The sequence below is a fragment of the Azospirillaceae bacterium genome (assembly GCA_028283825.1).
Lineage (GTDB): Bacteria > Pseudomonadota > Alphaproteobacteria > Azospirillales > Azospirillaceae > Nitrospirillum.
In genome coordinates this window covers 754,132-779,608 of record JAPWJW010000005.1, presented here as the reverse complement: position 1 = coordinate 779,608, position 25,477 = coordinate 754,132, and the positions used below count along the sequence as shown (strand labels likewise).

General features: G+C 65.7%; 19 protein-coding genes. 8 read left to right on the top strand and 11 right to left on the bottom strand.

Annotated elements, in window-relative coordinates:
- Window positions 1–80: 80 nt before the first annotated feature.
- The 3 genes from PW843_29945 to PW843_29935 form a co-directional block, all read right to left on the bottom strand.
- Window positions 81–1,145 (bottom strand): response regulator, encoded by a 1,065-nt coding sequence (locus tag PW843_29945; protein MDE1150793.1) that lies wholly within the window; start codon window positions 1,143–1,145, stop codon window positions 81–83.
- Window positions 1,135–3,198, bottom strand: a complete 2,064-nt coding sequence (locus PW843_29940) for an MHYT domain-containing protein (protein ID MDE1150792.1) — start codon at window positions 3,196–3,198, stop codon at window positions 1,135–1,137. The genes PW843_29945 and PW843_29940 overlap by 11 nt, the downstream gene beginning before the upstream one ends.
- Window positions 3,199–3,476: 278 nt before the next feature.
- The gene (locus PW843_29935; GenBank protein ID MDE1150791.1) at window positions 3,477–3,833 is read right to left on the bottom strand and encodes a hypothetical protein; all 357 of its coding nucleotides are present in this window, start codon (window positions 3,831–3,833) and stop codon (window positions 3,477–3,479) included.
- Window positions 3,834–4,111: 278 nt separating this feature from the next.
- Here PW843_29935 and PW843_29930 point away from each other — a divergent pair, with 278 nt between their 5' ends.
- Window positions 4,112–5,152 (top strand): Gfo/Idh/MocA family oxidoreductase, encoded by a 1,041-nt coding sequence (locus PW843_29930; GenBank protein ID MDE1150790.1) that lies wholly within the window; start codon window positions 4,112–4,114, stop codon window positions 5,150–5,152.
- A gap of 53 nt (window positions 5,153–5,205) precedes the next feature.
- Here the strand turns inward: PW843_29930 and PW843_29925 are convergent, their stop codons facing one another.
- Window positions 5,206–5,628 carry an organic hydroperoxide resistance protein gene (locus PW843_29925; protein MDE1150789.1) on the bottom strand — a complete coding sequence of 141 codons (423 nt, stop codon included), beginning with the start codon at window positions 5,626–5,628 and terminating at the stop codon, window positions 5,206–5,208.
- 250 nt (window positions 5,629–5,878) lie between these two features.
- Here PW843_29925 and PW843_29920 point away from each other — a divergent pair, with 250 nt between their 5' ends.
- Window positions 5,879–6,358, top strand: coding sequence for a MarR family transcriptional regulator (locus PW843_29920; protein ID MDE1150788.1), 480 nt, complete (start codon window positions 5,879–5,881; stop codon window positions 6,356–6,358).
- 16 nt (window positions 6,359–6,374) lie between these two features.
- Here the strand turns inward: PW843_29920 and PW843_29915 are convergent, their stop codons facing one another.
- On the bottom strand, window positions 6,375–7,520 hold the full coding sequence (locus PW843_29915) for a hypothetical protein (protein MDE1150787.1): 1,146 nt from the start codon (window positions 7,518–7,520) through the stop codon (window positions 6,375–6,377).
- 47 nt (window positions 7,521–7,567) lie between these two features.
- Entirely contained in the window at window positions 7,568–9,421 is a 1,854-nt protein-coding gene (locus tag PW843_29910; GenBank protein ID MDE1150786.1) for a class I SAM-dependent methyltransferase, read from the bottom strand.
- 247 nt (window positions 9,422–9,668) lie between these two features.
- On the opposite strand from PW843_29910, the gene PW843_29905 reads away from it, so the two are divergent.
- From PW843_29905 to PW843_29890, 4 genes are all read left to right on the top strand, one after another.
- A complete protein-coding gene (locus PW843_29905) occupies window positions 9,669–10,931 on the top strand; it encodes a glycosyltransferase (protein MDE1150785.1) in 1,263 nt (420 codons plus the stop codon).
- Between the two features lie 204 nt (window positions 10,932–11,135).
- Window positions 11,136–13,310, top strand: coding sequence for a peptidase domain-containing ABC transporter (locus PW843_29900; protein MDE1150784.1), 2,175 nt, complete (start codon window positions 11,136–11,138; stop codon window positions 13,308–13,310).
- Window positions 13,273–14,634 carry an HlyD family type I secretion periplasmic adaptor subunit gene (locus tag PW843_29895; GenBank protein ID MDE1150783.1) on the top strand — a complete coding sequence of 454 codons (1,362 nt, stop codon included), beginning with the start codon at window positions 13,273–13,275 and terminating at the stop codon, window positions 14,632–14,634. Before PW843_29900 ends, PW843_29895 begins: the two co-directional genes overlap by 38 nt.
- Window positions 14,635–14,662: 28 nt before the next feature.
- Window positions 14,663–16,309 carry a sel1 repeat family protein gene (locus PW843_29890; protein ID MDE1150782.1) on the top strand — a complete coding sequence of 549 codons (1,647 nt, stop codon included), beginning with the start codon at window positions 14,663–14,665 and terminating at the stop codon, window positions 16,307–16,309.
- A 3-nt stretch (window positions 16,310–16,312) separates the two neighbouring features.
- Here PW843_29890 and PW843_29885 read toward each other — a convergent pair whose 3' ends face one another.
- The 3 genes from PW843_29885 to PW843_29875 form a co-directional block, all read right to left on the bottom strand.
- Entirely contained in the window at window positions 16,313–16,945 is a 633-nt protein-coding gene (locus PW843_29885) for an N-acetyltransferase (protein MDE1150781.1), read from the bottom strand.
- Window positions 16,902–17,933 carry a rhamnan synthesis F family protein gene (locus PW843_29880; protein MDE1150780.1) on the bottom strand — a complete coding sequence of 344 codons (1,032 nt, stop codon included), beginning with the start codon at window positions 17,931–17,933 and terminating at the stop codon, window positions 16,902–16,904. The genes PW843_29885 and PW843_29880 overlap by 44 nt, the downstream gene beginning before the upstream one ends.
- 135 nt (window positions 17,934–18,068) lie before the next feature.
- Window positions 18,069–19,118 carry a rhamnan synthesis F family protein gene (locus PW843_29875; GenBank protein ID MDE1150779.1) on the bottom strand — a complete coding sequence of 350 codons (1,050 nt, stop codon included), beginning with the start codon at window positions 19,116–19,118 and terminating at the stop codon, window positions 18,069–18,071.
- A gap of 347 nt (window positions 19,119–19,465) precedes the next feature.
- Between PW843_29875 and PW843_29870 the strand changes: the two genes are divergently transcribed.
- Window positions 19,466–20,281: an alpha/beta fold hydrolase gene (locus PW843_29870; protein ID MDE1150778.1), complete on the top strand. Its 816-nt coding sequence runs from the start codon at window positions 19,466–19,468 to the stop codon at window positions 20,279–20,281.
- Here the strand turns inward: PW843_29870 and PW843_29865 are convergent.
- A complete protein-coding gene (locus tag PW843_29865) occupies window positions 20,251–21,006 on the bottom strand; it encodes a pentapeptide repeat-containing protein (GenBank protein MDE1150777.1) in 756 nt (251 codons plus the stop codon). The genes PW843_29870 and PW843_29865 overlap by 31 nt on opposite strands.
- Complete coding sequence (locus tag PW843_29860; GenBank protein MDE1150776.1) at window positions 21,006–22,475, bottom strand: MmgE/PrpD family protein; 1,470 nt, start codon at window positions 22,473–22,475, stop codon at window positions 21,006–21,008. Before PW843_29860 ends, PW843_29865 begins: the two co-directional genes overlap by 1 nt.
- Before the next feature lie 266 nt (window positions 22,476–22,741).
- On the opposite strand from PW843_29860, the gene PW843_29855 reads away from it, so the two are divergent.
- On the top strand, window positions 22,742–24,814 hold the full coding sequence (locus PW843_29855) for a HAMP domain-containing methyl-accepting chemotaxis protein (protein ID MDE1150775.1): 2,073 nt from the start codon (window positions 22,742–22,744) through the stop codon (window positions 24,812–24,814).
- The last annotated feature ends 663 nt before the right edge of the window (window positions 24,815–25,477 follow it).

Sequence of the window (25,477 nt, the reverse complement as noted above, 5' to 3'; positions counted from 1 at the left end):
TTTGACCCGTGCCGCTGGAGGCTGGCGCCCGGCCCCTGAGGGGGCCTTTGAGCGGTTGCGATAAAGGCCGCGCGATCAGATCAGACCCCGATCTCCCGCCGCAGCACCAGCATCTCATCCACGTTGCGGACCAGCAGGTCCACCAGCGTCGGGTCGAAATGGCGGCCGGATTCCGCCTGCATGTGGGCGATCACCTTTTCCACCGGCCACGGTTCCTTGTAGGGGCGATGGGACAGCAGCGCGTCGAACACGTCCACCACCGCCACGATGCGGCCGGGCAGGGGAATGGATTCGCCCGACAGGGCGTTGGGATAGCCGCTGCCGTCCCATTTCTCATGGTGTGAGATGGCGATGTCCGCCGCCAGATCCAGCACGGGGATCCGGCTGCCGGTGAGGATGCTGGCGCCGGCCTCGGCATGGGTCTTCATCACCTGCCATTCCGGATCGGTCAGCCGGCCGGGCTTCAGCAGGATGGCGTCGGGAATGGCGACCTTGCCGATGTCGTGCAAGGGGGCGGCGCTGGCGATCAGGTCGGCATCGGCATCCAGGCATCCGGCCAGCACGGCCAGGCGCCCGGACAGGGCGCCGATGCGGTTCACATGGCGTCCGGTCTCATCATCGCGGAACTCACCCACGGCGCAGAGGCGGCGCACCACCTCCAGGTGGGTGTGCTCCAGTTCCCGGGTGCGCTCCGCCACCGCGGCTTCCAGCCGGCTGGCCTGATTTTCCTTGTCCTTGAGCAGCATCTGCAATTCCAGCAGGTTCTGCACCCGGGCCAGCATTTCCCACAGGGCGAAGGGCTTGGAGATGAAGTCGCGGGCGCCGGCCTCCAGCGCGCTGCGCCGGGTCTGTTCGTCCCCCTGCGCCGTCACCACCAGGATGGGCGGCCGGATGCCGGGAACCAGGGCGTTGGCGGCGCGGATGAAGGCGGGGCCGTCCAATCCCGGCATGCGGAAGTCCAGTAGGACCAGGTCGGGCCGCATGCTTTCATAAAGGGCCAGGCCCTCACGGGGGTTGGTGGTGCCGGTGATGTTGTTGTAGCCGGCGGCCCCCAGGACGCCTTCCATCAACTCGATATTGGCGGGCAAATCGTCAACGACCAGGATCTGGGCGTCCTTGATCAGGTCGGTGGCGTCAAACGGCATTGACTGGCTCCATCGCATCGGCCAGGGCCTCCATGAACTCCTGCACGTTCAAAGGCTTGGTCAGGTAGCGCCGGAAACCGGCACGCAAGCCCCGCTCAATTTCCCGGGGCAGGGCGTTGGCGCTGAGCGCCAGGACGGGGATATCCCGCGTTTCCGGACTGGCCCGCAGCCGGGCCAGCACGTCGAAACCGCTCATGCCCGGCAGGTTGATATCCAGGACGATGACGTCCGGATGATGGCCCATCGCCAGGTCCAGGCCGGTCACCGGGTCGGCGGCGACCAGCAGCTTGGTGCCCGGAACCGTTTCCATGAGATCGCGCATCAGCTGGATGTTGGACGGATTGTCCTCGACATACAGCATGGTGCGGGGGGCGCCCTGGGCCAGCGGATTGCTTTCCGCCGTCGGCGCGCGCACTTCCGGCGCCAGGTTGACGGCGACCGGCAGGGTGACGGTGAAGGTGCTGCCCTCGCCCACGGTGCTGGTGACCTCGATGGCGCCGTCCATGGCGGACAGCAGGCGGCGCGTGATGGTCAGGCCGATGCCGGTGCCGGGGATGTCGCTGTATTCCTGGCCCAGGCGGTTGAAGGGCTGGAACAGGTCGTTCAGCTTGTCCGGCGCGATGCCATCGCCCGTATCCTCGACCGACAGCGCCAGGCGGCCGGGAGCGGCGGCGGCGGCCAGGGTCACCCGCACGGTGCCGCCTGGACGGTTGTACTTGACGGCGTTGGACAGCAGGTTGCTGACCACCTGGATCAGGCGGGTGCGGTCGGCCAGGACCGGGGGCAGGCCGGCGGGCAGGGACGCCGTGATGGTGACCTTCGCCTTCTCGGCGACCGGCTGCAGCGACAGCAGCGTATCCTCGATCACCTGGGTCCCGTCCACGGGCTCGATCGACAGGATCAGTTGCCCGGCCTCGATGCGGGCCAGGTCCAGCACCTCGTCGATCAGGCGCAGCAGGTGGTTGCCGTTCTTGACGATCTGCTGGATGCCGCGCTCCTGCTTGGGCGTCATCGGCTCCCGCACCTTGTTGTATTCCATCAGTTGGGCGAAGCCCAAGACGGCGTTCAAGGGCGTGCGCAGCTCATGGCTCATGCTGGCCAGGAATTCGGACTTGGCCTGGTTGGCCGCCTCCGCCCGGGTGCGGGCGGCGGCCAGGTCGCGCGTCCGTTCGCCCACCGCCTCTTCCAGGCCCTCGCGGACGCGCAGCAGTTCCGCCTCGGCGCGCCGGCGCTCCTCAATCTCTTCCTGCAGGGCGCGGTTGATGGCCTTGAGGCGCACGGCCTCGCGTTCGGCCGCGGCGTTCAGCCGGCGATCGGCCAGTGCGGCGACCAGCGCCAGCAACAGCAGGCCGTAGGTGGCGCAGGCGACGATGATGGCCAGCGGTTCGCGATCGACGTCCATCGGGCCGGCGACCAGGGGATCCAGCGTCAGGATGGTGGCCGCCATCCCGGTATAGTGCATGCCGCAGATGGCGACGCCCATGATCAGGGCCGCCAGTGCGCGCTGCCAGCCCTGGCGCAGGGTCATGGCCAGCATCAGGGCCACCGTGGCCGCCGCCATGGCGATCAGCACCGACAGCGCGAACAGGTCGGGACGGTAGGCCACCGTGCCCGGCACCTCCATCGCGGCCATGCCGGTATAGTGCATCGCCGCGATGCCCAGGCCCACCACCGCGCCGGCCAGGATGAAACGTCCGTACCCGGCGCGGCCATGGCGCACCGCCTCGATACCGATGGCGACGAAAACGATGGCGGTCATCAACGAGGCCAAGGTCAGCCCCGGCTCCCACGCCACGGGGGCGGCGACCTGGAAGGCCAGCATGCCGATGAAATGCATGGACCAGATGCCGCCGCCCAGCGCGCAGGCCGCACCCAGGTGCCAGGCCAAGCGGGAGCGGCCGGTGGCACCGGCCATGCGCTCCGCCATGTTGAGCGCGACGAAGGAGGCGAAGACGGCGGTCAGATAAGACAGCAGCACCAGCCAAGGATTGTGGCCGAAGGCGATACCCTGGTCATCCGTGCTGAAACACAATCCCGGGAGTACCACCCGCATCGACTTGCCCCCACTCATCCACCCGACCGGCCCCCACGGGGCTGGCGGCGGGCCATCCCGATGAACATATGTTTTGGCGGCCGGCGCTGGCGGCCAATTAGTTCAGTTGGGGAACCTTCTGCGACTATACCATTGTGCCGGTGAGGCACCATGGACAGAAAGCGTTATCGGCCCGGAACGGTATAGAAAAGGTTATCAAGGCGCTACCCCCTAGGAGGTAGTTCCTTGGTATTTAAAGAGGCTGCGGAGGGGGTGGGAAGAAAAAGCGGGATGCTGGTTCAGATAACCCAGCTTTTAGGATTGGGCATGGGCTTGGCGTCGATGGCGCGGGTCAGGGCCACCACCACCCGCACGACCGCCCAGATGCCGCCGATGAACAGAATGATGAATTCCATGCCCACGCCTGCCAGTGCCCATGCGGCCAAACCGAACAGGACGCCCCCCCAGAACGTGCGGATGGCGAAGGTCATGTGGCCTTCGTATATGCTGCCGCTGAAATCCGGACGCTTCACATAGGCCATGATCAGGCCCAGGGGGCCGATGCCGAACAGGTAAAGCGCATGGACAAGGATGGACCAAAGCCGGGCCTTATCGCCCGTGGCGGGCGCAACGGTTTGGTTCCCGGCGAAACTCATCGCGTGTCCTTCATGGCAGGCAAGGCGAACATAAGTCAGATGCGGATGAAGGCGAACAGTATCGCTGTACTGGTTAATCTCCGCATAAAGTCATATAGGACGCCCGGTGGTGATCCGCTACCAGATTCGCAACATTTCATTGGGTATTTTGGCTACGACCATATGGTATTAATGCATTAACAAACAATGTTGTCGGGTGTATTCATTTTCGTTATTGTAAATCACGAGTTAATAAATTGGTTAATGTCTCTCCGAACGTTCGAACTATGGATACAGCCATGATCGCCACCGCCTTATGCGCCTTCGGACTGTCCGGCCGGGTGTTTCACGCGCCGCTGATCCTGGCGGAGCCTGGCTTGTCGCTGCACACGGTGCTGCGGCGGTCGGGCGCCGACGGAAGTGAACCGGCGGGCGTCCGCGTCGTGCCCGATTTCCAGGCCATCCTGGACGATCCCGCCATCGGCCTGGTGGTGGTGAACACGCCCAACGCCCTGCATTTCCCCATGGCACGGGCCGCACTGGCCGCCGGCAAGCACGTGGTCCTGGAAAAACCCATGACCATCACGCTGGAGGAGGGGCGGTCGCTGATCGCCCAGGCCCGCGACGCGGGGCGGCTGCTGGCCGTCTTCCATAACAAGCGGCTGGATGCGGAGTATCTGACCCTGGGCCGCCACCTGGCCGCCGGCGATCTCGGCCGCCTGGTCGAGGTGGAATGGCATTACGACCGCTACCGCGCCCATGTCACGCACAAGCGCTGGAAGGAGGATGAACAGCCCGGGGCGGGCACCTGGTTCGACCTGGGCGTCCATCTGGTCGACGGGATGCTGCGCCAATTCGGCCGGCCGCTATCGGTTGCGGCGGAGATGCGGTCGCTGCGCCGGGCGGAGGGGGCCACCGATTATTTCGACGTCCGGTTCCGTTATCCCGACCATCGCGTCATCCTGCGGTCCAGCACCTTCGTGCGGGAACCGGGGCCCGTGCTGGTGGCCCACGGCGACAGGGGATCGCTGGTCATCCCCAAGGGCGATGTGCAGGAGGCGCAGATGGCCGCCGGGACCAAGCCGGGCGACGCCGGCTGGGCGGTGGTCACCACGCCCGCGACGCTGCACACCGAACGCGACGGCGTGGTGACGCGGCAGGAGGTGCCGCTGCTGCCCGGCTGTTATGAGCTGTTCTACCGCAACGTGGCGGCGGCGCTGGCGGGCCGGGAAGCGCTGACCTTCGGGCCCGAGCCGGCGTTCGAGGCGCTGGCCCTGGTGCACCGCGCCATCGAGGCGGCGCAAAACCCCGGTCTTTCCTGCGACATCGCCTACGAATAGGGTGAAAAGCCGGCACCCCGTGAAGCGATGCCGGCTTTTCCGATGCGACGCTGTCAGGCGACGTTCAGGCGAACATCGATGTTGCCGCGGGTGGCGTGGGAATAGGGGCACACGATGTGGGCCTGTTCCACCAGGCTGTGGGCGGTGGCGCTGTCCACGCCCGGCAGGCTGATGGTCAGGGCGACGTCCAGGCCGAAGCCGGTGCCGTCTTCACGCGGGCCGATGCCCACCTGGGCGGTGACGGTGGCGTCGGCCGGGACCTTGACCTTCGCCTTGCCGGCCACGAACTTCAGGGCGCCCAGGAAACAGGCGGAATATCCCGCGGCGAACAGCTGCTCCGGATTGGTGCCGTCGCCGCCGGCGCCGCCCAGTTCCTTCGGGGTGGTCAGCTTCACGTCCAGGACGCCGTCCACGGACTTGGCCTGGCCCTCACGGCCGCCGGTGGCGGTGGCGGAAGTGGTGTAGAGGATGGGCATGATCGTCTCCGTTGTTAGATCGTGGTTCAAATCGGGGCGCCGGTCCGGGGTGGGATCCGCCAGGGTCATCGGCGTCGGTGAAACGAGAATTGCGCGATAACGAATTGTGCACAATTAATCATAAGGCATAGACGGCATGCGCAAACAGATTGCGTACAATCTGTTTGCGCGATGCTAGCCTTCCCGGGATTCAGGCGCAGGCGTGCCCAGGCACGCGGGCGCAGGCCGTTCCTTGGAGGAGATGATCGCCATGGCCGTTCCGGATGAGGCGTTCGCCCTGCAGAATCAGCTGTGCTTCAGCATCTACTCCACCGCCCACCTGTTCAACCGCACCTATAAGCCGCTGCTGGACCGCCTGGGCCTGACCTATCCGCAGTATCTGGTGATGCTGGTGCTGTGGTCGGGCGACGGGCTGACGGTGAAGGCCATCGGTGAACAGCTGGACCTGGATTCAGGCACGCTGACGCCGCTGCTGAAGCGGCTGGAGGGGGCGGGGTTGGTCAGCCGGCAGCGCGACCCGCTGAATGAGCGGCTGGTGCGCGTCACCCTGACGACCGCCGGCCGCGACCTGCGGGAAAGCGCCGGCTTCATCCCAGGCTCAATCCTCTGCGCCACCGGCATGAGCCTGGACGGGCTCAAGGCCCTGAAGGCGGAGGTGGATCAGTTGCGCGCCACCCTGCAGGCCAATCTGGGGCCCGAGGGGGGACCGGAAGAGGTCCCCCAGGCTTGACGCCGCCGGCCGTCAGTCAGGTGCGACGGAACCGGCCGCGCGGCTTGATCTGAGCCAAGGCACCGGCCACGGGGGCATCCTGCTTCCAGGTGTCGTCGCCGAACTTCTGATATACCGCTTCCGCCTGGCGGTGTGCCGACATCTGCACCAGCTGGATCAACGCCACCTTGGCGCAGTGCCTGATGATGTCGGGGCGCTCGCTTAACAGGGGGGCGGCGGCAAGCGTGTCCAGCCGGGCACGGACCTGCTCCTTGTCCACACAGGCGCGCAAGTCGCTCTCGGCTGCCGCTTTCAGGGCCATGACCTCAACGGCGGCCTCGGCAATGTCCAGGGCTGAGGCCACGGCCCCTTCGGCCATCCAGGCTTCATCCCCCCGGTCCCTGAACAGTGTCAGGGCTTCTTCATACGCCGATAATTCGACCAGCCGGATCAGCGCCACCTTGGCGCAGTGCCCGACGATGTCGGGGCGCCCGCTTAACCGAGGATGGGCGGCAATCGTGTCCAGCCGGGCACGGACCTGCCCCTGGTCGACACAGGCGCGCACGTCGCTCTCGGTCGCCGTTTTCAGGGCCATGACCTCAACGGCGGCCTCGGCAATGTCCAGGGCCGAGGCCACGGCCCCTTCGGCCATCCAGGTTTCATCCCCCCGGTCCCGGAACAGCGTCAGGGCTTCTTCATACGCCGATAATTCGACCAACCGGATCAGCGCCACCTTGGCGCAGTGCCCGACGATGTCGGGGCGCCCGCTTAACCGAGGATGGGCGGCAATCGTGTCCAGCCGGGCGCGGACCTGCCCCTGGTCCACGCAGGCGCGCACGTCGCTCTCGGCCGCCGTTTTCAGGGCCATGACCTCAACGGCGGTCTCGGCAATGTCCAGGGCCGAGGCCACGGCCTCTTCGGCCAGCCAGGCTTCGTCCCACCGATCCCTGAACAGCGTCAGGGCTTCTTCATACGCGGACAATTCGACCAGCCGGATCAGCGCCACCTTGGCGCAGTGCCCGACGATGTCGGGGCGCCCGCTTAACCGAGGATGGGCGGCAAGCGTGTCCAGCCGGGCACGGACCTGCCCCTGGTCGACACAGGCGCGCACGTCGCTCTCGGCCGCCGTTTTCAGGGCCATGGCCTCGACGCCGGCCTCGGCAATGTTCAGGGCCGAGGCCACGGCCTCTTCGGTCAGCCAGGCCTCATCCCCCCGATCCTTGAACAGCGTCAGGGCGCTTCTTCATACGCCGATAATTCGACCAGCCGGATCAGTGCCATCTTTGTGCAGTGCCCGACAATGTCCGGACGTCCGCTTAACCGAGGATGGGCGGCAAGCGCGTCCACCCGGGCGCGGACCTGCCCCTGGTCGACACAGGCGCGCACGTCGCGCTCGGCCGCCGTTTTCAGGGCCATGGCCTCAACGGCGGCCTCGGCAATGTGCAGGGCCGAGGCCACGGCCTCTTCAGCCAGCCAAGCCTCATCCCCCCGATCCCTGAACAGCGTCAGGGCTTCTTCATACGCCGACAATTGCACCAGCCGGATCAGTGCCGTCTTCACACAATGGTTCACACGGCTCAGCCACGCGCGGATGGGAGAGGCAGCGATGCCGTCCAGTGCTGCGGTGATCTCGCCGATGGTGACGGCCTTTTCAAGGCGGTCGAGAATTTCCCTTTCGATCACCGCCGGCGACGCCCGCAGGACGTCCACCAACGCTTTTTCAGGATGGACCGTGCCATCTCCGGCGACCGGCGCCGACCGCAAAGCATCGCAAGCGGGTTGCAGGAGGGCGGAGAGCGCCTCTTGCTCCGTGGCGGTCAGCAGGAAGCCTTCCGACGGCGGCGCCTGGGTGATGGTCCCCAAAAGCGGGCGAATGTCGGCGCCGTTGTTCGCCAGGGCCTGCAGGGCCAGATGCAGGTCGATGGGAATCAGGATGCCCGCTTCACCATTGTCCATGCCGATGCGGTTCAGCACCCGCCGCAGGGACAGCCCAGCCAATGCTGCGGCACCGGCATAGGCGGCGGCCAACATACCGTCGCCTTCGTGATTGTTGGCCACCACGGCCCGTAAATGGAGTGCCGCGGCCAGGTTGCTGGGGCCCCACGCCATGAGCGCGCTCAGGCTGCCGAACCGAGGCAGATCCAGCAAGGTCTTGGGCTGGGACAGGTCCAGGCCGAAGTGCTTCCTGGCCTGTGCGGCGTATGTTTCGAATTCCACCAACGCTTCGGTATAGGCACCAGTCTGTATGAGATCCTTCAGCAGGCGGAAGCGCAGACCGCTTTCCAACCGGGGATAAAGGCCGCCGGGCGGGGGGGACGCCAGTCGGCGCCGCAGATATGTCTGGAAAAGTCCATGGTCCAGCCCGCTGTCGATTTCGGCCGGCAGCGGCGCGCGCGACGCGTGTGCCGTCAGGGTTCCACTGTTCGCCTGGACGCGGACATGCCCGAAACCAACCGCATGCAGCAGGTTTTGCAGGCCGCGACTGGTGAACAGGGTAAGATGCAGTCCCGGGCTGACCAACGGGCCCAGCAGCGCCATGGAGGCCTGAGGCTGGAGCGCGTCGCCATCGGGCGTCGTCAGGACCAGCAGGCCGTTCGCGCTCACGCCGCGGCTCAGGGTGCGCAGCAGGGCAGCCGGATTCGGCACATGCTCGATCAGTTCCGTTGCCGAAACGATATCATAGGCGGCGGCCAGGGGCGTGTCGTCCTGGAAATAGTCCAACTCGACATCCAGGCCCAGAAGCTTGCGCCCGATCGCCGCCATCAGCGACGGGTCATATCCCTTGGTCGTCCATCCCAGCGCCTGTCGGGCATAGTCGCTCACGAAACCGACGCTGCCGCCGATCTCCAGCAGGCTGCCGTTGCCCGGCCGCAGCCATCCCAGCGGGGCGACCATCACGTCCAGGCCGGCGCCGACCTCCAGGTAAAGGTCGGTTCCCGTATCGCAGGGCGGGTTTTCCGGGGTCAGCCCGTCTTCATAACTGGCAACGCGCCGGTCGGGCGAGAAGCGGCTGCCGCAGGCCCCGCACCGCACCAGCAACCAGTCCGCCCCCTCCAGCCCACGCTCCGGAACCACCAGCGCCATCGGATGGGGCCCCGTGGCGGCGCACACGGGGCAGGGGGCGGTCACGGGCGGAACCAGCGTATCAGGCGAAGGCCAACGGAAATGCATCAGGGATAATCATCCTGCTTGGAGACACCGGCCATCGGGGCCGAAACCATCGGGGTTTTGGGTGGTGGCCTACCGCCGCGTGAGCCGTGTATCCTCCGGTTTTGCCCGACCGGCCGCGCTCTTGTCCAGTGGCAGGTCCATTCGAGGGAATAGCGGAAGCATGTATCGCGTCTTGATGCTGCACAGGGACTTCCCGGGGCAGTTCCGCCACCTGGTGCGGTCGCTTTCCCAGGACGACCGCATTGAGGTCAGGGCCCTGGGGCAGCGTGTCGAGGCCGCCGTGCCCGGGGTGTGCCCCCGGCTTTATGGACCGGTGCCCGCCGTGGGGCCGGGAACGCATCCCTATCTGCGTACCGTGGCCGACTATGTCGGCCGGGGACAGGCGGTCCTGGCGGCGGCGCTGGCTTGGCGGCAAGATGGCTATCGGCCGGACCTGGTGATCGGGCACGGCGGGTTCGGCGACACGCTATATATCAAGGATCTGTGGCCCGACGTGCCCGTGGTCGGTTACTTCGAATTCTATTACCGCAGCCGCGGGGCGGACCTGGGCTTCGATCCCGAATTCCCCCATACGCTGGATGATCAGGCGCGCGTGCGCACGCTGAACGCCGTCAACCTCCTGGCGCTTGAGGCCGCCGACCTGGCGATATCGCCAACCCGGTGGCAGCGTGACCTGCATCCCGACCCGTTCCGGGACCGCATCGAGATCCTGCATGAGGGGATCGACACCGACCTGGCCTGCCCGGGGCCGGCCCAACCGCTGATGTTGCCGGAGGGCGGCAGCCTGACGGCGGCGGACGAGGTGGTCACCTACGTGGCGCGTGACCTGGAACCCTATCGCGGTTTCCATGTCTTCATGCGCGCCTTGCCGGAAATACTGCGCCGCCGGCCACGCGCGCACGTGGTTTTGGCCGGGTCGGACGGCGTCAGCTACGGCAATCCGCCGGCCGGTGGCGGCAGCTGGAGGGAACGGCTGCTGGCCGAATTGGGGGAAGGGCTGGACCGGTCCCGGGTCCACTTCCTGGGACCCATCGATCACGATGCCTTCATAAACCTGATGCGCTTGTCCAAAGCGCACGTCTATCTCACATATCCCTTCGTGCTGTCGTGGTCGGTGCTGGAGGCCATGGCCTGCGGTGTGCCGCTGGTGGCGTCCGACACGGCACCGGTGCGCGAAGTGGTGGAAGAGGGCGTCAACGCCCTGCTGTTTCCCTTCCATGAGTCGACCCGCCTGGCCGAACGGGTGGACGAGGTGCTGGAAATGGGGCTGGGGGCGGATGGCCTGCGACAACATGCCCGGCATCTGGTGGTGTCACGGTTCGATGCCCGGACTCGCGCTGTTCCGGCCTGGCGAATGTTGATGTCACAACGCTTTGGCTGCCCAGCGCCCGCTCACGGTCTATTGGACAGGCGGCCGCTTTGATTTGAACAGGGGATTAACCGGCAGAAAATCGGTTCCCTGGGCAGGTAAAAATTGCTGTTTGCACTGGGGGTGCGTAAGGTCGCGCCGGAAGGGGAGCCGGCCCCCGTATCCCCTTGGGGATGGCCGGCATGATGGGGTGGCAGTACGGCGGATGATGTGAACGCGGATTCTTCAACTATCGGCGGCACCAGCGTGGAACACACGATGTTGACCGCGTTGCTGCTGGTGGCCCAACACCATGGCGTGCACCTCTCAGCTGAGCAATTGGTGCGGGCCTACGCCGCCGGCGCAGGCGAGGTGCAGCGGGCGACGCTGGTGCATGCGGCCCAGGAAAAAGGATTCCAGGCCCAGGCCGTGCGCATGAACTGGCGCCAGCTCATGCGTCTGGGACGCGCGGTTCCGGCCATCCTGTGCCTGAAGGATGGCAGCGCCCTGGTGTTGACCGGCGTGTCGCCCAGCGTGTCGCCGCCCGTGATCTATGTGCGCGACCCCGCGGCGCCCACTCAGGTGCGTCCGATGGACGAGATCTCGCTGGATGAGATCTGGGCCGGCGATATCGTCCTGGTCAAGCCCGAGCAGGGCCTGGACGAGGATGAGGCCCCGTTCGGCCTGAGCTGGCTGATCGGCCAGGTGATGCGCGAGCGTCGCATTTTCCGCGATGTGGGGGTGGCTGGCCTTATCCTCAGCCTTTTCGCCCTGGCGCCGCCCTTCGTCTACATGATCGTGGTGGACCGCATCCTGGTGCACCAGCGCATGTCCACCCTGGCGGTCCTGGTCGTCGCCGTGGCCTTCATCATCGTGTTCGACACCACCTTCGGTTGGCTGAAGCGCTTCCTGGTGGCGGAAGGGGCGGCCCGCGTCGATGGCCGGATGACGGCCTACGTTTACGATCGGCTGCTGGGCTTGCCCATCGAAGTGTTCGAATCCCTGCCCACCGGCCTGATCACCTACCGCCTGAACGAAATCTGGCGCATCCGCAACTTCCTGACCGGGCAGCTGTTCGGCACCGCGCTGGACAGCATGACCTTGATCATCCTGATCCCGGTCATGTTCTACATGAACGCGATCCTCAGTCTCTGGGTGCTGGGCATCGCCTGCGTCATGTTCCTGGTCGTCCTGTTGTACATGCCCGTCATCGGGCGTTATCACGGCAAGGTGGTCGAGGCGGAAACCCGCAAGAACTCGTACCTGGTGGAGACGGTGCACGGCATGCGCACGGTCAAGTCCCTGGCGCTGGAAGCGACCAAGCGCCGGGGCTGGGACGTGCGTGCGGCCCAGGCGGTGCGTGCCAACCGTAATCTGGCGCTGGCGTCCAACCAGCCCCAGACCATCCTGCAGCCGCTGGAAAAGCTGACCTATTCCGGAACGCTGCTGGTCGGTTGCTACATGGCGCTGTCGAGCGACCAGCCCGCGCTGGCCGGTTCGCTGGTGGCCTTCACCATGCTGGCGAGCCGCGCCACGGCCCCCCTGGTGCAGATCGCCGGCCTGCTGCAGCAAATCCAGGAAGTGCGGGGTGCCGTCGTCCAGGTCGCGTCCATGGTCAACATCCCGCCTGAGGAACTGCGGGCCGACCACGGGCTGCGTCCCCGTTTCCACGGGCACCTGAGTTTCGAGGATGTCAGCTTCCGCTATCCCGGCAGCCAGACCAAGGCCCTGGACCGGGTCACGGTCGACATTCCCCGCGGCAGCGTCGTGGGCGTGATGGGGCGCAGCGGATCGGGCAAGACCACCCTGACCCGGTTGCTGCAGGGCCTGCACCAGGACTATGAAGGCCTGATCAAGATCGATGGCGTCGACATGCGCCAGATGGATCTGGCCCATCTGCGTGCCAACCTGGGCGTGGTGCTGCAGGACAATTTCCTGTTCAGCGGCAGCGTGCGCGAGAACATCGCCGCCGCCCGCGCCGACGCCTCGTTCGAGGAGATCATCGAGGCCGCCCGCATGGCCGGCGCCGAGGAGTTCATCGAACGCCTGCCCCGCGGTTACGACACCTATCTGGCGGAAGGGTCGACCAACATCTCGGGTGGCCAGCGCCAGCGCATCGCCATCGCCCGCGCGCTGCTGGTCAACCCGCCCATGCTGATCCTGGATGAGGCCACCAGCGCCCTGGATCCGGACAGCGAGGCGATCATCAACGCCAACCTGTCGCGCATTTCCGACGGACGCACCATGGTGGTCATTTCCCACCGCCTGACGTCGCTGGTGAACTGCGATGTCATCGTGGTGATGGAACGCGGCCGGGTCTACGATGTCGGCACGCATGAAGAGTTGCTTCAGCGCTGCGATATTTACCGTCACCTCTGGTTCCAGCAGAACCGTCATCAATCTTCCGGAGTTGCCAATGAGCGCGCGCTCTCTGGTCCCGAAAAACGGGACTGACGCTGTCGTCGCCCAGGCGATCAACGACTTCCAGTCGGAGATCGCCGCGGTGGTGGGCGCCCCTTATCCCAAGCCGGTGCGGGCAACCCTGTACACCATGACGGCCATGGTGGCCGTGGGCTTGTTCCTGATCTCGGTCGTCAAGCTGGATGAGGTCGTGACCGCTCCCGGCCGCGTCGTGTCGCGCACCCCCAGCCTGGTGGTGCAGGCGTTCGACACCTCGGTCGTGCGTTCCATCAACGTGCTTCCCGGGCAGGAGGTTCACAAGGGCGACCTGCTGGTGACGCTGGATCCCACCTTCGCTTCGGCGGACGTGTCGCAAACGCGCGAGCAGGCGCAGTCGCTGACCGCCCAGGTCGCGCGGATGGAGGCGGAACAGAAGGGCGTGCTCTATGATCCGGGCGCCAATGCCAGCACGCAGGAACAGTTGCAGCTGTCGGTCTGGCGGTCCCGGCAGGCGGAATACAAGGCCAGCATCTCCAATTATGACCAGAAGATCGAATCCGCCCGCATCACCATGGTGCGCAGCCAGCGGGATGCCGAGTACTTCAAGTCCCGCGTGGCGGTGACCACGGAAATCGAGGACATGCGCTCCAAGCTGGAGAAGAAGGAATACGGCAGCCGCCTGAACACCTTGCTGGCCCAGGACAACCGGACCGAGATGATGCGTAACCTGGCCAGCGCCGAGCAGCAGGCCAGTTCCGCTTCCCACGACCTGGAAGCCTTGCGGTCCGAACGGGATTCCTATGTCCATCAATGGCAGATCGACCTGGGCAACGACCTGACCGACAAGCGTTCCGATCTGCAAAAGGCCAAGGACGACCTGTCGAAAGCCGACCGCCGGAACGACCTGGTGGAATTGCGGGCCATGGACGACGGCTCGATCCTGAGCGTGGCGGATATTTCCGTGGGCTCGGTCGCCAAGACGGGCGACACACTGGTCACCCTGGTGCCGGCCAACGCCCCGCTGGAGGCGGAACTGGACATCGATGGCGCCGACCAGGGGCATATCAAGCTGGGCGACAAGGTCGAAATCAAGCTGGAGGCCTATCGCTACGTCGAGCATGGGACGGCCAAGGGCATCCTGCGCACCGTCACCGATGACAGCTTCACCAAGCAGGACAACGGCCAGCCGACACAGCGCCGTTACTTCAAGGGGCGGGTGGAACTGACCGAGACCAAGCTGCAGAATGTCCAGGGTGATGTCCATCTGGTGCCGGGTATGCCGCTGGATGCCGATATCGTGGTCGGCCGCCGCACCATCTTCATGTATCTGATGGGAACGGTACTGCGGCAGGCCTCCGAAGGCATGCGCGAGCCTTGATCCTCACGCTTCCCGTTGGGCAGGGACCATGTCCAGCCTGTTGACCTTGATCGACCATGCCATGAGTTGGACGGCGGGCCGCGGTGCCGCCGTCCGTTACCTGGCCCTCGCCCGACGCTTGCAGGCCCGGGGCAGCCTTGTCGAGGCTGCCCGGGCGTTGCTGGCCGCGGCACGGGCCGGTTCGGTCGAGGCCATGCGGGATTTGGCCGAAATTTTTGAGCAGGGCCGCGGAGTGCTGCCCGACCCCACGGCGGCCATGCGATGGAACATCGCCGCCGCCGAAGCCGGCGATGCCATAGCGCAGGCCCGTTTGGCCGCCCTTTATTCGACCGGGGCCGGACGGGCCCCGACGGCGGGTGACGAAAAGTCCGGCTTCCATATTCCCCAGAACCTGGCCTGGGCGCACCAGTGGGCGCAGAAGGCGGCGGCGCAGGGGCACGTCGAGGCCCAGGTGCTGTTAGGCTGGGTGCTGCTGCGACAGGGAACGGACTTCCAGGACGCCCGGGCCGCCGCCGAGTGGTACCGCCGGGCCGCGCAAGCCGGCAGCCACGCGGCGAAGGTGGGACTGGCGCTGCTGCTGGCCAATGGCGACCTGGGGGAACCGAATCCGGCGGAGGCCCTGCGGCTCCATGCCGAAGCGGCGGACGAAGGCAATCCCACGGCCTGGTATTACCTAGGCTTGGCCCATCTGACCGGCCAGGGCACGGATCCTGATCCCGTGCGCGGCGTCGAGGCCCTGACCAAGGCCGGGGAGGCGCAGGTCGTCGCGGCCCAGCGGGCACTGGGCGTCATGTACATGCGCGGGCAGAACGTCGAGTTCGATCCGGCCGCCGCCGAAACCTGGCTGCGTCGCGCGGCGTTGCGTGGCGACGTGGAGTCCATGGCCTTGCTGGGCGATCTGCACGCCGGTTTGCAGGCGCGGACACCCAGCGCCGTCGAGGCGGCGCAGTGGTACCAGGGGGCCGCCGACCGGGGGCACGCCGGCGCGCAAATGGCGCTGGGCCTGGTCTACATCGCCGGCAAAGGCGTACCCCAGGATACGTTCGAGGCGGTGCGCTGGTTCACGAAGGCGGCCGATGCCGGCTTCGTCACCGCCCAGTTTCAACTGGGAATATGCTTCCTGGCGGGGGAAGGGACGGACCAGGACTATGTCCGGGCCGCCCATTACTTCCATCTGGCCGGCGATGCCGGCCACGCGGATGCCCTCTACAATCTCGGCGTCCTGCATTTCCATGGCCATGGCATGGAAAAGGATGAAGCCCGGGCCATGGTCCTTTACAGCCGGGCGGCCGAACTGGGCAGCGCGTCCGGCCAGTTCCGCGTGGGGCGCGCCCATGCCACGGGTAGCGGGCTGGCACATGACCCCGCCGCCGCCATCCAGTGGACCCGGCGGGCCGCGGCCCAGGGCCACGTGCCCGGCCAGGTCAATCTGGCGCGCCTGCTGCTGGGAACCGGACAGGTGGAGGAGGCCCGCGCCTGGCTGGATCGGGCGGTGGCCGCCGGCAGCGGCGAAGCCATGACCACGCTGGGGCAGCTGATCGCCGACAATGACGGTTTCGACGCCTTGGAAACGGCGCTGGACTGGGTGCGGCGCGGAGCCAAGGCAGGGGATCCCAGGGCGCCGGACGTCATTGATATCCTTGAGGCACGCGCCTTTCATGGCACGGTACGCTGACCGTCACGCCCCGTTCTGGCCGGGGCCCGCCATCCATTCCGGCGCATACTCGACCATCCCGCTGACGCCGGCCAGACCATCCGGCGTCAGGGCCGCGATCATGCGGTTGCGTTCCGGCACCGCGAAGGGAAGGGTGATGGGATAGCGGTCCAGCGGCTCATATCCGAAGCGCGGATAATAGGCCGACGGTCCGATCACGATGACGGAGCCGAAACCCAGGCCCCGGGCCCGTCGGTGGGCCTCCGCCACCAATCGGCGGCCCACACCTTGCCGCTGGAATTCCGGCACCACGGAAAGCGGGGCAAGCGCCAGGGACGCCGCCGTCGACCGTGGGCCACGAATGATTACTGCCGTCAGCAGGACATGGCCCACGGCCTGTCCATTGACCTCCGCCAGCAAAGACAATTCACGGATATAACCACGCCCGCCCCGCAACCGCGAGACCATCAGATATTCCCGCTGGTCGCTGTAGGGCACGTCCTGATAGGCGCGCTTGATCACATCGGTGATAAGCGCCGCATCCTCCGGACCTTCGACCCGGATGGTTATCGCCTCGTTCGTTATCGGAGGCCCGTACCGTGACAACGCGGCCTCAATGGACGCGATTGCGCATGGACAACTGCAGATGATGGACAATCATGCTGGTGTCATAGGTTGACGCGGAACGAACCACCTCTTCCCACCGCTGGACGTAAGGTACGCCCACCGGATTGCGCTGAAGCAGATCCCGCTTGATGAAAGGGCAAAGCTTGGTGGTGATCAAGTAATCCCAGAAATAATGCGTTTGGTTCAGGGGCGTCCCATTATGCAAGGAGCTTTTCACCAACCGCAGATAACCTGCAACGGGACTCTTATCCCGTTCCGGAACGACAACCTCCAGGGGCTGCGCCAATTCCGCAATTAAGCTGCGGTAAGGCAGCAAAGCCCGGCAATGCAAGCCTGCGCGCAGGAAATAGCGGGTCAATCCGATCTCATAATCGCGGATGACCCAACGTTTCCGCCGGTAATAACGAACTTTCTGCCAGAACCTGCCGAAGCTCGGATGCTGAAGTGCGGCCTGGTGAAAGATCAGGAAGTAACTTTGCAGGTGGAACTGCTGGTCCCAATTGTCCGTAAGGCCCCATATGCTGGCGACCTCCGGATCAGCCTTGCTGATGACCTCACTCAAATCCTGCAAGGGGCCATAGATGCTGTCATTGGTAATCAGCAGGTGCTCCAATGCAGCGGGATCCGGGATGACGTCAATGGCATCCTTGAACGCGCCAAAATCCCACCCGAGATTGCGGCGCTTCAAGACCCGGGAGACATATGGCCTCACCTTGGCCGTCTGTTCTTCCGATAGCTTGGGACAGTTGCTGGCGAAGATGACCGCATAACCCGCATCGGCGAGGTGCTTGACGAAATAGACGACGTAATCGTGAACCACGCCACGCGAGTCGAAATGGTTAAAAACCGCGACCTTGCGCGCCCCTTCCAAGGGGCGGTCGCCCAATAGGCGTTCCTTGACCGGCGCACGGGCCCCGAGCAGGGGGCGAGCCTGTGCGATGGCGAGATCCGTTAGGTCGATAGCCGCCAGCGAGAAACGCGACACCTTGCGGATAAGCCCTGAGAATATATTCGACATGAACCAATTAGCCCCCTACCCCAAACTATCACTATAGGTCATTCGCTAGCGGATAAGAAAGAAAAGCGCACTGCCACAAAGAAATAACTCCCTTGAGGGAGGAGCACGCCTTAGCTGCCAAAGTGCAGGAAACCTCTATTGGTTGGCAAGATGCTCATGGATCAACGCAGGATCGTAAGTGGAGACTGAGGATATCACCCGCTCCCAGCCGGCGATGTTCGGTATTTTGGCCGGGTTTTTCTGCAATAGTTCGCGCTTGATGAAAGGAAACCCCATGGAGACCGTCAATTCATACCAGAAGAAATGCGTTTGATTAATAGGGGTGGCTTCACGGATACGCCGGGCCAGCATCCTGATGTAATTATCCAGTTCACGCTCCGCGCGGTCGCCGCCGATCTCCGCCTTGGCCGGTGGCAGGCCCGCACCACGCATGAAGGCGGCGGTGACGCTGTCATAGGGGAACAGGGCCTTGCAGCGCAGGCCATGGCTTTGCAACGTGCGGGTCAGGCCGATCTCGTATTTCTCGATGATCCAGTGCTTGCGCCGGAAATGACGGACACCCCTCCAGAACTCCTGAAACGCCTTGTTCCGCAGCGCCTTCTGATGAAACAGCAGAAAGAAGCTCTGCAGGTGGTAATGCCGTTCCCAGCTGTCGGTACTGCCCCAGACATCGGCCTCGCGCGGGTCCGCCTTGGCGATCAGGGGCGGCAGATCGTAGAGGGGGCCGAACACGCTGTCGTTGGTGATCAAAAGCATTTCCCGCGATGGCACATCGGGGATCAACGCGATGGCGTCGCGATAGGCGGCGAAATCCCAGCCCACATTCTCACGCGTGAACGCCAGGGCGACATCGGGCAACAGCGGCGCGATGGTCTCATCGCTGAGATCCGGCGTGTTGCTGGCGAACACCACCGCGAAGCCAGCCTCACGCAGCTTGCGCACATAGTAGCGGACATAGGGCGCCACGGTGTCGTCACGGGCGAAGTGCATGAAGACGGCCACCCGCGCCGCACCGTCCAGGGCGACCCCGCCCGACCATCGCCGCCGGATGTTGCCGCCTTGGGGCACGGCGGGGGGCGGGAAAAGCAGCAATTCGGCATAGTCGGCGACAAGCGCTATCAGGCGGCGGCTTCGATAGGAGAACTGCCTGATAATCCAATTGACTAGAACACGTAACTTATACATCCGCCCGCCACCGAATTCAGCGATCGCCGCAATCAGGCGGCAAAATTACAACCATGAAAGCAGCATGGAATACGCGTGCCGGGAAAACGGCAAGGCTATCTGTAAAACATTCTGCGGCAACTCCGGGTCAACGCCACTCAAGTCAGGGCGCCTTGTGTGATAATATGGTTTAATATCAATAATTTATAATTAATTCATCCCAAAATGGTTGAATGGATGCCGCGTCCTGGTGCCGCGACGCAGGCTGTCCATAGGCGCAACCATGGGGTAAACAACCATGTAATCGGTCGACGTCCGGCAAAACCTGATCGCCCCATCGGTGCCGTCAAGCCATAGGAAGGTTGAATATGCCATTGATAGCATTGGATGATGGCTGTCACCTCAACTACCGGGTCGATGGTCCGGCCGATGCCCAGCCCCTGGTCCTTTCCAACTCCCTGGGCACCGCCATCCCCCTTTGGGAACCGCAGATGGCGAGGCTGAGCCAGCGCTACCGGGTCATCCGCTATGACAGCCGTGGCCACGGCGCCTCCGACGCGCCGGCGGGGGCCTACAGCCTGGAACGGCTGGGTCAGGACGTGCTGACCCTGCTGGACGAACTGGACATCTACCGCGCCCATTTCTGTGGGCTGTCGCTGGGCGGCATGGTGGGGCAGTGGCTGGGCGCCAATGCCGGCCCGCGGCTGGAACGCCTGGTGCTGGCCAACACCGCCGCCTACATGGGGCCGCCGGACGGCTGGCAGGTGCGCATGGATCTGGTGTCGGCCGGCGGCATGGCGGCGGTGACGGACGGCGTGATCGAGCGCTGGTTCACCCCGGACTTCATCGCGGGGCATCCGGACACCATCGACGGCATCCGCCGGCTGCTGCTGGCGACCAAGCCGCAGGGCTATGTCGGTTGCTGCGCCGTCGTCCGCGACATGGACCAGCGCCCGCACCTGTCGGGCATCACCGTGCCGCACGCTGCTGATCGGCGGCACCGCCGACCCGGCCACCCCGCCGGCCAAGATCCAGGAACTGGCGGCCGGCATCCCCGACAACCGCGTGGTGATGCTGGACGCCGCCCACCTGACCAACGTGGCACAGGCCGACGCCTTCAACCAGGCGCTGCTGGACTTCCTGGGCTGATCTTTCAGTCGCTGACGTCGATGCCCGTGGCCTGAAGCAGGACATGCTGCTGGTCGGGCGCGATCTTCAGACCGTTGAAGCCCGCCAGCAATCGCAGGTCCAGGCCGCTGATCTCCGCCCCGCGCAGGTCGGCGCCGTCCAGCCTGGCCCCCGTCAGGATGGCCTGGAACAGGTCGCTGTCCCGCAAGGTCGCGTTCGTCAGGTCGGCACCGTGCAGGTCGGTCTCGCGCAGGCGGCATCCGGTGATCGCCACCTCGACCAAAGACAGCCGCGACAGGTCGGCCAGTTCCAGGTTGCAGTCGCGGAAGGTGGCGCGGGACAGGGTCTGCTTGCGGCTGAGGGCGTGGCGGATTTCCACCAGGTGGAAGCGGGCGCCCATGAAGGTGCAGCCCTGGGCCTCCACCTCGAACAGGTCGCACCGGTCCAGGGTGCAGAACGACAGGTCGCACCGGTCGAACCGGACGGCGCGCAGGTCGCTGAAGGCGATGGTGCACCCCGCCGTCCGGTCATCCTCGGCCACGAAGGCACAGCCCTCGAACACCGCGTCGCGCAGCTTGGCATGTGACAGGCGGCAGCGGATGAAGCGGCAGTTGCGGAACCGGCTGGCGGTGAAGTCGCACCCCGTGAAGCGCACGCCGTCGAAGACGCACTCTTCGAACAGGCATTCCGCTCCGTCCTGGTCGCGCCAGTCCATATCGGTGAAGTGCCGCGCCCGCACGGTCTGCGTACTCAGCAGGTCTTCCAGGTCGTCGATGGTCATCAGGCCAGCGCACCGGCCCGTGTGATCGCCGCCGCGTCGGGCAGGCTCTCCACCGTGCGGCACAGTTCCATCACATGGCGGATGCGGTCGGCCGGCAGGATGCCGTCGGCCAGGTCGGTGAACTTGCGCGCCAAATCGTCATCACTCATGGGTTTTTCCAGGCTGCCGATGGCGTGGTCGATATGGCGGTGCAGGGTGCGGCCGTCCTTCAGCGCGATGGTCATATCCACCTGTTCCGGCCTGATGCCGGGGGTGACCACGGGCTTCACCTTGGCGCGCAACGCCACCACCGCCGGGTCGCGCACCGCCGGGTCGGAGAACTGCTTTTCGCCGCCCGCCCCCTGGACGACGGCCACCGCCACGGCGTGATAGATGCTGAACTTGCCCTCCAGCCCGGTGTTAGGGGCGGTCTTGCCGGTCAGTTCCAGCACCAGCGGGTGCACCTGCATGTCGATATGGTCGATCTGGTCGGGCGTCAGCTTGTTCTCGTTCCGCAGCTGGATGGCGGCGTCGATGGCGGGGTGCATGACAATGCCACAGGCGAAGGGCTTGTAGGTGTTCAACGCCGCCTCATAGCGCTGGCCCAGGCCGTCCAGGATCTCGGCATAATCCTGCTTGGTGGAGATGGTATTAGCCCAGCCGCGCTTGGCCTCGATCATGGCGTCGGAACTGGTGTAGCCTTTCTGCGCCAGGATGGCGGCGAACAGGCCGTTGGACGCCGCCCGGCCGGGGTTGAAGCTTTTGTTCATGGACCCGAAGCTTTCGCGGAAGCCCACGGGCTGGGATGCCGCCAGGCCCAGCGCCCACACCGTCTTTTGCACATCCAGGCCCATCAGCTTGGACACCGCCGCCGCCGCGCCGAAGACGCCGGCGGTGCCGGTGATGTGCCAGCCAGCGTCGTAATGGTTGGGGTAGACGGCGTTGCCGATACGGCATTCGGTTTCCACGCCCAGCACCAGGGCGTTCAGGAAATCACGCCCATTCACCGGGTGCATCTCGGCATAGGCCAGGATGGCGGAAGCGACGGGGCCCGCCGGGTGGATGATGGTCTTCAGGTGGGTGTCGTCATAGTCGAAGATGTGGCTGGAGACGCCGTTGAGGAAGGCGGCGTTCATGATGTCGAACCGTTCCTTGCGGCCGAACAATGAGGCCTGCGCCGGGCCGGAGAAGGGTGCCAGGGCCGACACCGCGATCTCCACCGTCTCATGGCGCGATCCGCCGATGGCCACCCCCACCCAGTTCAGCAGGGTGCGGGCCCCCTCGCGCCGCACATTGGCCGACAGGTCCTCGAACCTGGCATCGACGATGTAACGCGCCAGGATCTCCGTCACCTTGGGCGGCGGCGCGCCGTCCTTGCCTTTGTCCGGGCCGGGCGCCGGTGCGGTCTGTCCCATGGCGGCGGGGGCGGCCAGAGAGGCGACGGCGAGGCCGGAGGCCCCCAGCAGGGAACGGCGGTCGATCGTCGGCATGGGGGCGTCTCCTCATGGTTTCTTTCCACGGCGTCCGGCGCCGCCTTCCCCTGTTAAATCGTGCGTAGGGCCAGAAAGGCAAGGCGGTTCAGCATGATACGGACCGCATCTTCATACCCGGCATCACCTAAGCGGGTGCGTTATCATGCGGTTCACATTTAACGGTTTATTCAGCGCCTCTCTTCCATCTTGGGGGATGGAAGCAACCGGACGGCGCGCCATCATGGGTGACGCCACCGGGGGATTTTAGCGGGGGCGCTAGCATAATGACCATTCGTACCTTGATCGCAACTTGCCTGGGCGGTGTCGCCGCCCTGATGCTGGTGCTGGGCGCCATCGTGGCGGTGGACCAGTGGCGGTCGGCATCGGCCGCCGCCGACGCCCAGGGCCTGGCCCGGGTGATGGCCGCCCTGACCCGCATGACGGAGAACCTGGCGGTGGAGCGCGGCCCCACCATGCTGGCCCTGTCCAGCGACGATGCCGCCCTGGTGGAACCGGTGCGCCAGCAGCGCGCCAAGGCGGATGAGGTGCGCAAGGCCCTGGTGACCCTGATCGCCAATGAGGATTTCGACACCAAGGCGTCGTTGACGGCGCTGGTAGCCACCCTGGACAGCCGGCTGTCCACCCTGCGCGGCACCGCCGACAGCCTGCTGGCCCGGCCGGTGGCCCAGCGCGACGCCAAGGAAACCGACACTTACGTCAGCGGCATGTTCAGCGTCATGGCCGACCTGAACGGCGCCCTGAACGCCACCATCCGGTCGCTGCTGCAACGCGCGCCGGAGGCCGGGCACTATGCCAACGTCGCCGGCCTCGCCTGGTCCTACCGCGACTATGCCGGCCGCCAGTCCACCTTGCTGTTGCAGGCGGTGGGTACGGCCAAGCCGCTGACGCCGCAGGCCCTGCAGAACATCCAAATCATCCAGGGCCATTTGGACGATCTGGAAGGACGCCTGGACGGCCAGCTGGCCCTGGCCGGCACGCCGGACAGCCTGACCAAGGCGGCGGAGAACACCCGCCAGGCCTACAAGGCCGCCTTCAGCGTCCGCCGCACCCAGATCCTGGAGGCCAGCGCCGCCGGCACGCCCTATGCCTTTGACGCCAAGGAATACCGCAAGGGCAGCGTGCCGCAGCTGGAAAGCATCCTGGGCATCCGTGACGCCGCCATCGCCCAGGCGATCACCCTGGCGGACGCCCAGCATGCGGCCGCCCGCACCACCCTGGCGCTGGTGCTGGCGCTGCTGGTCGTCGCCGGCGGCGTGCTGGCCGGCATCGTCTGGCTGGTGGGACGCCGGGTGACCCGGCCGCTGTCGGTGCTGACCGGCGTGGTGATGAAGATCGCCGACGGCGACCACGATCTGGCCGTCCCCCTGACGGAACGCCATGACGAGATCGGGGAGATGGCCGGCGCCATCGCCACCCTGCGCAGCAACGCCAAGCAGGCCGACCTGCTGGCCGAACGCCAGCGGGCGGACGACGCGGCCAAGGAACAGCGGGGCCTGCGGCTGGAGGCGGCGACACGGGATTTCGCCACCTCCATCGACCAGGTGGTGAACACATTCTCCGGTGCGGAAAGGTCGCTGCGCGGTGCCGCCGACAGCCTGACCCTGTCGGCCGGCGACACCATCGCCCTGTCCAACACCGTGGCGGGGGCGGCGGACGAGACCTCCGGCAACGTCCAGACCGTGGCCGCCGCGGCCGAGGAACTGCACCAGTCCATCGCCGAGATCGCGCAGCAGATGGCCAACGCGACGCGGACCTCGGATGCGGCGGTGCGTGAGGCGTCCAGCACCAAGCAGTCCATCGACGGGCTGGTGACAGCCGCCCAGCGCATCGGCGACGTGGTGAAACTGATCACCGACATCGCCAGCCAGACCAACCTGCTGGCGCTGAACGCCACCATCGAGGCGGCACGGGCGGGTGAGGCCGGCAAGGGCTTCGCCGTGGTGGCCAGCGAGGTCAAGGCCCTGGCCGGGCAGACCGCCAAGGCGACGGAGGAGATCCAGGCCCAGGTGGCCGCCATCCAGGAAGAGACGTCCCGCGCCGTGGCCGCCATCGACGGCATCACCGGCATCATCGCCACCATGAGCCAGATCACCACCGGCGTGGCCTCGGCGGTGGAGGAACAGGGGGCGGCGACGCAAGAGATCGCCCGCAACGTCCAGCAGGCCTCGGTCGGCACGCGCGAGGTGTCGTCCAACATCGACGGCGTGCGCACCGCGGCGGATGAGACCGGCAACGCCGCGCGCAGCGTGCTCAGCTCCTCCGACGTGCTGGGCCGCGAGGCCGATACCCTGCGCGCCGTGGTCAGCACCTTCGTCGCCACCATCAAGGCGGCGTAAAGGGAAGGGGCGCCGCCAGCCCTCGGCGGCGCCCCTTCCGTCAATCAAGTGACCGCACAACTTTCGGCCACGCGCGATGGCCCGGGCCGTTGTCCCTTGCGCCAACCGCCCGGGCCATCGCCATCTGCGCCGCTCCAAATTCCAGGCTTTCGTTGATGCGCCTGATGCCGGCCATGTCCAGTTCGGCGACTGGGGCACTTCCCCGAAACAAGACTTTCCATCAGTGCATGAAATACTGTCCCCCCGTGCGCACCCTGCGAATGCATATGCCTTTTGGCTGGGCGGCCCCTAGTATTTCCAGCGGGGTGTGACGCGCACCCTGGGGTGTGGAAACCCCTCATCATATCGGCTCGGCGCCCGCCGTGAGGGCACCGATATCCTCGATTCTTTGGTCGGGGAGCCTGTGGCGTATGTCCAGGCCCCTCCACGCTAAAGGTCACAGGAGCCGTGTATGGTGTGGTTTTCCAACTCCCCGACTGTGGGTCAGGAGGCTGTTTTGCGGGGGCGCTCGCAGACACAGCCTGCTGGGAAGTTGATGTTCCGCACGACCAAAACCACCCCTCATCCAAGTCCATTGCCCGGCGGGAGAGCAAGTCATCCTCTCGGCTGAGAAAGATGGTAGGGCCAACATTTTTCAGAGGCCCAATAAAGTTCAATGACAGC